The organism is Spirochaetota bacterium (assembly GCA_040756435.1).
Classification (GTDB): domain Bacteria; phylum Spirochaetota; class UBA4802; order UBA4802; family UB4802; genus UBA4802.
The window spans coordinates 1-7,137 of sequence record JBFLZD010000093.1; the positions used below are offsets into that span (position 1 = coordinate 1).

General features: G+C 34.0%; 5 protein-coding genes. All 5 read right to left on the reverse strand.

Annotation, left to right across the window (positions count from 1 at the left end):
- Positions 1-220 precede the first annotated feature (220 nt).
- Positions 221-2,194 carry a SpoIIE family protein phosphatase gene (locus AB1444_15825; GenBank protein ID MEW6528124.1) on the reverse strand — a complete coding sequence of 658 codons (1,974 nt, stop codon included), beginning with the start codon at positions 2,192-2,194 and terminating at the stop codon, positions 221-223.
- A 164-nt stretch (positions 2,195-2,358) separates the two neighbouring features.
- Positions 2,359-3,579, reverse strand: a complete 1,221-nt coding sequence (locus AB1444_15830) for an MFS transporter (GenBank protein ID MEW6528125.1) — start codon at positions 3,577-3,579, stop codon at positions 2,359-2,361.
- A 20-nt stretch (positions 3,580-3,599) separates the two neighbouring features.
- The gene (locus tag AB1444_15835) at positions 3,600-4,094 is read right to left on the reverse strand and encodes a hypothetical protein (GenBank protein MEW6528126.1); all 495 of its coding nucleotides are present in this window, start codon (positions 4,092-4,094) and stop codon (positions 3,600-3,602) included.
- A 55-nt stretch (positions 4,095-4,149) separates the two neighbouring features.
- Positions 4,150-5,262: a hypothetical protein gene (locus AB1444_15840; GenBank protein MEW6528127.1), complete on the reverse strand. Its 1,113-nt coding sequence runs from the start codon at positions 5,260-5,262 to the stop codon at positions 4,150-4,152.
- A gap of 186 nt (positions 5,263-5,448) precedes the next feature.
- Entirely contained in the window at positions 5,449-6,807 is a 1,359-nt protein-coding gene (locus AB1444_15845; GenBank protein ID MEW6528128.1) for an acetyl-CoA hydrolase/transferase C-terminal domain-containing protein, read from the reverse strand.
- Positions 6,808-7,137 lie beyond the last annotated feature (330 nt).

Sequence of the window (7,137 nt, forward strand, 5' to 3'; positions counted from 1 at the left end):
GTACACCCCCGCCGCCTTCGGCGGCGGGGGTGTACACTATATTCATTATGAAATTTTTTAAGGAATAATTGCTGATTATAAACTATTACAATACCAATTAAACTTATAAAATTTTTTCCTTTAAATCACCCTCCACGTACATGCATTGAAGTCTTTGAAGTGCTATGCTGGTGATCCAATAGAAATAGATGCAACTGCAATCCAATAGCTTAAAGTGGCTTTACTTAATTTCTACAATGACTAAAGTAATATCATCGGTTATTTTATTTTTGCTTCCTGCCCATTGTATAATTGTATCAACAATGCTATCAATAAGTTCTCTGGTACTTTTATGATGATTTCTTTCAATACATGATATAAATCGTTCAATGCCAAATATTTCATTTCTACTATTACGGATTTCCGTAATTCCATCAGTATACAGTATTATTCTATCATTACTATGTATTGGGTAGGTGGTAATGTCATTTTTTATAGTTTTAAAAACGCCCAGTATTTTCCCAGGAATTTCAATCTCAACTACCTTATTTTTACTGCTTTTCCAGATTAAAGGGAGCGGATGTCCTGCCCGTGAAAATTTTACTACTCCTTGTGATGCATCAACATATGCATATAGTGCAGTGATGGGCTGCCCACCAGTTTTACCATATAGAATAGTATTCATATTAGTCAGAAGTGTAGCAGGATTATCTGCCTGATTCTTTTGAAGTGAAAATGCAATATTAACTGTTGATGCAATCAAAGATGCCGGAATGCCATGCCCGGTAACATCTGCAATAATTATTCCTAGCCTTTCTTCATCCAATTCATAAAAATGGTAAAAATCGCCACCTATTTCATCCATGGGAATATAACATGCTTCAACATGAATAGAATGTGTTGATGGCACTGCTTCTGGTAAAATTGTTTTTTGTATGCGCCGTGCAATTTCAAGCTCACTATTTATTGTAATTAATCTGTTTTGAATCTTTATTGATTCTTCCAGCGCAGCTAATGATTGGGTAAATACAAAAATTAACAAACCAATTTCAAACAGATAAATACTATTAATCAACTGCTGAGTATATAATACATCATTTACAAGAGTAAAAAATAATATTACCATACCGGATATATAAATAAAAGAGTTAATTGTTTCAGCTTGTGTTGCTCTTATCATTATAAATAAAAGGTATAAAGCAGTTACTATTAAACCAATCTGGATGTAAATCAATGCATATGAAGCATAAGATATGGGTACAACCAACTCAAAAATAAAAAATAAACCAAAATATATATCAATAGCCCTTAGAATTATGCTATTAACCATTTTTGGATACAGGCCATCAATAAAATGAGAAAATGAAATTATTGCAAATAATAATGTTGCGTACTCCATTCGCAAATATATGTCCCATGGCAAAGATGGGACTGTTTTAACAAAAAGCTTTTCATCAGTTAGTAATAGTCTGAAACCAATAATTGCGCAAAAAATGGCAAAATATAGATTTGGCTTGTACCCTTTGTTGACTATAAAAAGACCAATATGATATAAAAGAATAATAAAAAGGGCTGCTGTAACAAACAGTGTGATGAAAAGGTCTAATTCATACTGCTTATTGATTATATCATAATTACCATATTTTATACTTCGCAAAATTCCGCCAGTGCGTTGCTGAAAGTTAGATATATGCAGAACAACTTCAGTAACTGTAGAATTAATAACAAATTGTGTTATAACCGGCAATTGAAAAGGTATCATTGATGTCTTAGAAGTACCAACTTTGCCATTCTGACTAATGATCTTCCCATCAACCCATAAAGTATACGCCGTATGTACATAAGGCATAATTAATGTTTTAATTTGCCCTACATACTTTGGATCATGATATATATGCAGTCTATACGTAGCATAACCAAAAGCTGGAAAGGAATACCTGAAACTACCCTGTTTATTCCATGCTTTTGGAACTTCAAGATAGGTAAATGGTTGCATCTTTTTTGTAAACTGAGAAGGTTCAATAAGCTGATTCCAGTAGAATTCCCAATCCCCATCTAATGATATAACCTGGTTTGCAGATTCGTCCCAGCTACGCAGATCTAAAACACCCTCAATTACCCTGGGCCTATAAAAAGTCTTTTTTTGATTACAACTTATAAAAACTATTGTAATGCTAAAAAAAATAATAATGCCACAAATAATTTTCTTATACATTGGATATACTAACTCAAGTATTCAATTGTTATGAATCAACATTCACAAATATGTTCACATCTATTAAAAAAGTAAAGAACAATTTCAAAAATCATAAATAGACCATCTCGTTGACAATGAATAAATAGTGTTTATTAAAAAGATGTTATCTTCACAAATAGCTACTATGATTGTCTTGGATATAACAATCTTTTTTTAACCATTATAACAAATAATAGCGGTATAATTGAAAGGAAGATTCCTGATGCAAACAGATACGAATAACCAAATCTATCAGCCAAGAGCCCTGAAAACCACATTCCAGGTGATTTGCCAAGTACTTCAATAGTTGCCAGTATTGTATAATGGGTAGCCCCAATAATCTTATCAACAGTAGACATCATAAATGCAAACATTGCTGTAGTTAGCATGCCACCAAAAAAATGTTCAGCGATAGTTACCATTATAATAAGTTCAGGTGACGGCACATTCAATGTACAATACCATTCACCACATAATGGTATTAACCGTACCAGCAATGCAAACCATAATCCATTAAAAATTCCATAGTGCGATGCAAGCATACCACCAACAATTGATCCAGCAATAGAAGCTGCCATGCCATACATACCCTGCCACAAGCCTATTTGCGAAGCACTGAATCCCTGGTCAACAAGGAATGGTTTAAACATACCATCAATAAACGTTTCCCCTGTTTTATACGTTGCTATCAAAAGGAATACAATAATCATACCATGTTGCTTTACAGCTTTCTTAATATGAACAAAAATATCACGTATTGTTATGTACTTGACTTTGGTTTGTGATATGGCATTTTCTTTATAAGGGATAAGCAGTATTAAAGGAATTGCAACAATTGTGCAGATGACATAAAATATATTTTCCCAACCAAGATATGAACTCAGCCATACTAAAAAACCACCACTTATAAGCATACCAATTTTATACCCTACAACCTGAATGGCATTGCCATATCCCAAATCAGTCTCGTTCAAAATATCTATTGCCAATCCATCAACTGCAATATCCTGTATTGAAGCGCAAAAGTTCATCACCAATATCGTAGCAGCAAATAATACTGGATTTAAAGCTATGTCAATATGAGTAGCGCTATAGGCTGAAATAAACATCACTATCTGCAATGGCATAAGCCATGACTTCCTTCTTCCAAATATGGCCATCCAGAATCTATCAACAAGAGGCGCCCAGACTATTTTCAGCATCCACGGTAAAGCCAGCAGACTGCTGAATCCAATCATAGTTAGTGATACTCCAGATTGCCTGAACAGAACTGGTAAAGCGGTAACCTGAAAACCAAAAGGAATGCCCTGCGTTAAATACAAAAGGAAAAGAAGATGAAAGCCATATATGCGATAGTTACTCACAGTCATTGCCTGCAAATAGTTTAAAATTTTGAAAATGGATTTTCTTCTGCTGGTTCCACAGGATAGAATAGCGGTATGGTATGGCCATATTCAACAGTAGCACTTTTTGTGGTTTTGTTGTGATACAGAGCTATGCGATATATTCCAATAGTACAGCATACTATAGTATCATGCACGGTAAACTGGCCGTGTTTTTGTTGTAAATGCTGTTGCAATTGATCAAATTGTGCATCAGTAATAGGTATAGTAACAATAATTGTATACAGTCTTTCAAAATAATCAAAAATGAGCATCCCATGAGATTGTGAATCATCATACAGTATAATTCTAATTACACCAATTTTCATTTCTTTGAAATTATAATCGTGATGCTGCAAAATATCCTTAACTCTGTTATACGGTGACCCTAAAAATATTTGATTATATCCAATAGATTGAGCAAAAATATTTTCACAACTAAACAGTAATACAACTACCATTAATGCCACGGAACATAAATTTTTACACATTCCCATTGAACGTCCCTCCCGAATAAAGCATGCATAGCACAAACGCAAACTGTTACATTTATTACATTCCCCAGCTTTGATATCTCTTTTGAGCTATCGCACATATTTCATCTATAAACCCCTGGGGATTTATTTTAAATTTTTCCAACCGTGAACGCACCATATCCTTTATTGACTGGAAATTAAAAGGGTATGCACTCAGTGATAGCTCAATATCACGTTTTAATGTAGTGTAACTCTCAGTACCATGTTCAATCCGTTGCCCAATGATATTTGCCTGTAGTCGTCTATGTTTTTTTTCCAATTCAATGACTTCGTTTGGTTTTTCTTTTACATCAGATAACACAATAAGTGATGGTAGTATATGTTCACCGATATCGGACAGTAAAAATTTATTTATTTCTTTTGAATCATTAAATAATACCAACAATGATTCCAGGGATGAACCATACACGGTAATATGGGATGAGGGAATAATTGCATCCGAGGGATTAAATGCAATAGAGTTAATTTTGGAAAATGTGATTACGCTTGACTCACCTCTTCCAACATAAAGTACATCTTCTTCTTTCGTATTTGTTTGTGCCATATATTTTTCAATTTCAATAATTTTCCTTTCACCCGAAATGAATTGTTCAATATCACCTGCATATAGTTCAATATTTTTTTGGCCAGTAATTTTTTTATATTCTGTGGCTACCAGATGATTATTATCAAGACCAACTCTCCTGATAATTTCAATAGCCAGTTCGTAGGGAATTGCTGTTAGTATAGACGGATCATAGTGTTTCATAAAATTCATAAAATGGCAAGCACCCGGGAAAAGACGAGTTTTTGCACCTACAGTAAAGGCACACTGAGTAGGTACATCTTTTAAAAGATAATCAGGGTAGTATACTGCCAATTTTAAAAATGAAAATGGGATCTGCCCTTTGTCTGAAAGTTTACGGTTGACCTCATCAAGAAAGTTTTCAATAATTGAGCTTTCTTCATCATAGAAAATAGCATCCAGCAACTGGTTATAATCACCAATTTCAAGAAAGTCCCCCAATCCAACAAAAATCTTTTTTGGGCGATATAATAAATCTGAACAAACAGCAATAAACTCTTTACGGCTATATTCTTTAATAATTAACTGTTTATGTTTGTTGTATTGAACAACTGTATATTCCATAGAAAACTCTTTTTAATTATTCCAAATTATGACAAGATATATTACAGGATTATGCAAGTTTGGCAAGATTTTTTAATAAATTTATTATAATAATTTATATGGTATACCCAAAACTCAGCAAGATGGGTATACCATTCATCAATCATATGAGTATTATTTCAGGAAGAAATGATGCATTAATACAATCTATATCCAACCAATTTTTTCTGCCTGGTATCGTAATTCTTCTCTGAAATCAGGATGTGCAATGTTTATCAGTGCCAAAACCCTGTCATGAACACTACGCATCCTTAAATTTGCAACACCATATTCAGTAACCACATACTCAACATCATTTCGGGAAGTAGTAACAACAGTTCCCAATGGCAAATAAGGAACAATGTTGCTATGTAATTTCCCTTCCCTATCTTTATATGTGGAATTGAGAGCTATAATGCTTTTTCCTCCTTTTGACTTTTTAGCACCATGAATAAAATTTACCTGCCCGCCAGTTCCACTATACTGTTTTGTGCCAATTGATTCGGCAGCTACCTGACCGGTTAAATCTATCATGAGCGCATTATTAATGGATACTAAATTATCATTCATCGCTATTATTTCAGGCGTATTAACCCATCCAACTTCACAAAAGAGAAAGTTTTCATTGTGATCCAGATACTCATAAAACTCCCTGGTTCCAACAGCAAATGCAGCTATAACTTTTCCCGGATAAAAAGTCTTGTTTATTCCATTAATAACACCTGCTTCAACTAAACGCATAACTGATGGGGTAACAACCTCTCCATGCATACCCAGATCCCTCTTGTTGTACAACAAATTACCAATGGCATTTGCTAATCCTCCAAACCCCAACTGAATTGTTGCACCATCAGGTATTAAATCAGCAATAATCTCTGCCATCTTCTTTTCAACATCTGTTATGGGAATTTCAGGTAATTCAAACAATGGAGTATCCTGTTCAATGATATAATCCACTTCCGATACATGCACAAGGAAATCAATACTATTGAGCCATGGAGTATTGCTGTTGATTTCTGCAATAACTGTTTCTGCATTTAATATTACTTCCTTGCGAGGTAAAAAGGCTCCAAAACAGGATAAATTCATAAAACCATCTTCATTTGGCGGTGTAGCAGTAAAAGCTACCCTATTGCAACGGGCATCAAGACCAGCCTGTGGTATATCACTCAAATGCATGGGTTTGTAGTGTGCCATTTTCCATTCCATACATACACGTTCCATAGGCCCAACAAACATAGTCTCAATATGAAAGCTCTCTCTGTTTTCCGGTTTCATATAATCATACAGACCCATTGCATAACCCTGATAAATAGTCACATCCTTTACCGTACCCGCTCTTTTACCTAAAGCAGTAGCAAATGACGCAGGAATACCAGTCCCTCCACCCAAAAACACTCTATCACCCGATTTTATTATTTTTGCTGCTTCTTCAGCTGTAACTTTTTTACTATTATAATCTTCAAGCCATATTGTTAATGGATATGAAGGTTTGCGACGTAAAACGATTGATTGTAGATCAACCATAAAAAATTACCTCCTGAAAAATATAGATAGCCATAAAGATAACATTATATATTTTTTCAATAAAATTATTTTTTATAAATATTAATTATATAATATTATATTAAAATTATAATATATATAGCAAGTTTATTATATATTATACTGGCCCCGATTCTAACCGAGCACAGAATTAGCATAAATATTGGTTGAAATCGGAGGCTGGCATGTCACAAACTGTACGTATGAAAAGGATAAGTGCTAAGAAAAAGGAAGACATAGTATTACGGTTATTACAGGGTGAGGATATCAACGATATCTCACGTGAACTAAAGATACCCGTTCCAGAAATTG